At 62.2% G+C, this 2,381-nt stretch carries 2 protein-coding genes; both read right to left on the bottom strand.

From position 1 onward, the window contains the following. Nucleotides 1-1,210: flagellin (locus ACQKDV_RS19120; protein ID WP_427785813.1), on the bottom strand; the 1,210-nt coding region annotated here is incomplete at its 3' end. Nucleotides 1,211-1,296: 86 nt separating this feature from the next. Further along, on the bottom strand, nucleotides 1,297-2,381 hold a 1,085-nt coding region (locus ACQKDV_RS19125), incomplete at its 5' end, for a flagellin (protein ID WP_427785814.1).

Consider the following 2,381-nt stretch of genomic DNA (forward strand, 5'->3'; position numbering starts at 1 on the left):
GGGTCAGCTCTGCGGTTTCCTTGGCGAAGTCGGTGTCCTTGATGCGGCTACGCGATGCGGACAGGTTCTCCGTCGAGGTCTGCAGGTTGGCGACCACCGAGGTGAAGCGGTTCTGGATGGCACCCAGATCGGCGCGGGTGTTGTTGATCGACTCCAGCGCCTTGTCGACGATCTCAATCGCCTTCTGCGCACCGGCGACGTCGCCGATGTTGAGGTCGGACAGGTGGGAGTTGCTGGCATTGGCCGACACATCAGTTGTGGTCGCGACGTTGGCAGCGAGGCCAGTCACTTCGAGCTTTGAGATGTCTGCGCCTGCCTTGATCGAGGTCAAGGTGATCGATCCTGCGACCGGATTGCCGTTTGCATCCAAGCTCTGCGAGGCAAGGAGGCCGGTCTCGCCCAGTTTTGCATTCAGTGCAGCAGTGACTGCATTGGTTGCATTCTGCATGTTGCTGGCAGTGATGGTCGCACGAGACGCATTGCTTGCGTTAGCAGCAGCAATCGCTGCCGACTCTGCCGGAGTGGGGTTGTCGGCATCTGCCGGAGTCGGAGGCGTCACTACCGCCGGCACCGTAGATGCGGAATAGGTGATCTCACCCAGGTCAATATCACCCACTGCCATGCCGGTGATCTTGCCGCTGCTCAGATCTGCTGCGGCGGCGAACACGATGCTTCCGTTGGTAGCAAAGTTGGCTTCGCCGAGTGCGTTGGTCTTCGCATTGACTACTTTGTCGATTGCGATGGCCTGGCCGGCATTGGCGCCAACCTGGAACAGCTGGCTTGAGAACGATCCGTCCAGCAGCTTGGTGCCGTTGAATTCGGACTGCTTGGCCACGCGGTCGATCTCGCTCACCAGCTGGGTCACTTCGGCCTGCAGGGCTTTGCGGTCGCTGGCCGAGTTCGTGGCGTTGGAGGACTGCACTGACAGCTCGCGGATGCGCTGAAGGTTGTTGCCGATTTCAGACAGCGAACCTTCTGCAACCTGAGCCAGCGAGATGCCGTCGTTGGCGTTGCGGATGGCCACATCGGTACCGCGGATCTGGGTGCCGAAGCGCTCGGAGATGGCCAGGCCGGCGGCGTCGTCCTTGGCGCTGTTGATGCGCGAACCCGAGGACAGGCGCTGGATGGTGGTGGCCAGCGAGCTGCCGCTGGTGCTCAGGTTACGCTGAGCATTCAACGACATCGTGTTGGTGTTGATGACTTGTGCCATGGTGGATTTCCTTTGGCTTCTATGAGACGTCGATCAGGCACCGGGCGGGCATTCATTCCACGCCCGGGCCTCGCTCTATGCAGGTATCAGCGCAGCAGGCTCAGCACGTTCTGCGGCACTTGATTGGCCTGGGCCAGCATGGCCGTACCAGCCTGCTGCAGGATCTGGGTGCGGGTCAGCTCTGCGGTTTCCTTGGCGAAGTCGGTGTCCTTGATGCGGCTACGCGACGCGGACAAGTTCTCCGTCGAGGTCTGCAGGTTGGCCACCACCGAGGTGAAGCGGTTCTGGATGGCACCCAGGTCAGCGCGGGTGTTGTTGATGGAGCTCAGTGCCTCGTCAACCAAGGACAGGGCCTTTTGTGCGCCGGTTGTGGTACTGACGTCGAGGTTGGTGGCATGTTCGGCCGAGGTGGTCACCGCGCTGGTGGCCATTGCCGGGTCCGCCGCTCCCCAGCTGCCGTTGGCCTGTTTGGCAGACGTGGTCAACGCAACAGTGCCTGCTGCGGTCAGCGTGGTGCCAGTGGTCAGATCACCGCCATTCTTGACCTGGGTGAGGGTGACCTGGCTGCCGTCGTCGCTTACTGCAGCCAGGATGCCCGTCTCGCCCAGCTTGGCGTTGATGGCGGTGGCGGCAGCCTTGTTCTGGTCGGCAACCGTAGCGCCGCTGGCCACTTCAATGGTGTCCAGCTTGATGGTGCTGACGGTGCCGTCGGCGCCCTTCACTGCGATGCTGCCGCTGATACGGGTGTCTGCCGTGGTCACGCCGGTCGGTGCGGTAAGGGTGGCACTCTTGAAACTCGCGGCGCCCAGATTGGCGACAGTTGCATCGACGGTCTTGTCGATGGCAATCGCCTGGCCGGCATTGGCACCGACCTGGAACAGCTGGCTGGAGAACGAGCCGTCCAGCAGCTTGGTGCCGTTGAACTCAGACTGCTTGGCAACACGGTCTATTTCGCTCTTGAGCTGAGTGACTTCCGCCTGCAGCGCCTTGCGGTCGCTGGCGGAGTTGGTGGCGTTGGAGGCCTGCACGGCCAGTTCACGGATGCGCTGCAGGTTGTTGCCGATTTCCGACAGCGAACCTTCGGCGACCTGGGCCAGCGAGATGCCGTCGTTGGCATTGCGGATGGCCACATCGGTACCGCGGATCTGGGTGCCGAAGCGCTCGGAGATGG

It is taken from the genome of Stenotrophomonas sp. NPDC077659, from assembly GCF_050268705.1.
GTDB lineage: Bacteria > Pseudomonadota > Gammaproteobacteria > Xanthomonadales > Xanthomonadaceae > Stenotrophomonas.